This is a genomic window from Bartonella sp. AA81SXKL (assembly GCF_042196945.1).
Classification (GTDB): domain Bacteria; phylum Pseudomonadota; class Alphaproteobacteria; order Rhizobiales; family Rhizobiaceae; genus Bartonella.
Map to the genome: position 1 here is coordinate 1 of NZ_JBHIRH010000347.1, position 235 is coordinate 235.

The 235-nt window shown below is 41.3% G+C and carries 1 protein-coding gene; it reads left to right on the forward strand.

Annotated elements, in window-relative coordinates; all coding sequences use genetic code 11:
• Positions 1-235: ATP-binding cassette domain-containing protein (locus ACFINZ_RS11615; RefSeq protein WP_375701600.1), on the forward strand; the 235-nt coding region annotated here is incomplete at both ends.

A 235-nucleotide genomic window follows, 5' to 3' on the forward strand; every position in this document is an offset into this window, starting at 1 on the left:
CAGTTTATCCGGTGGACAACGTCAAGCAGTTTGTCTTGTGATGGCTACTTTAGCATATGCAGATGTTTTATTGCTTGATGAACATACTTCAGCATTAGATCCAGGAATGGCTGATTTTGTGATGCGGTTGACTGAAAAAATCGTTGAAGAGAAAAAATTAACAACTATTATGGTGACGCACTCTATGCGTCAAGCTCTTGATCATGGAGATCGCACACTGATGTTGCACGACGGA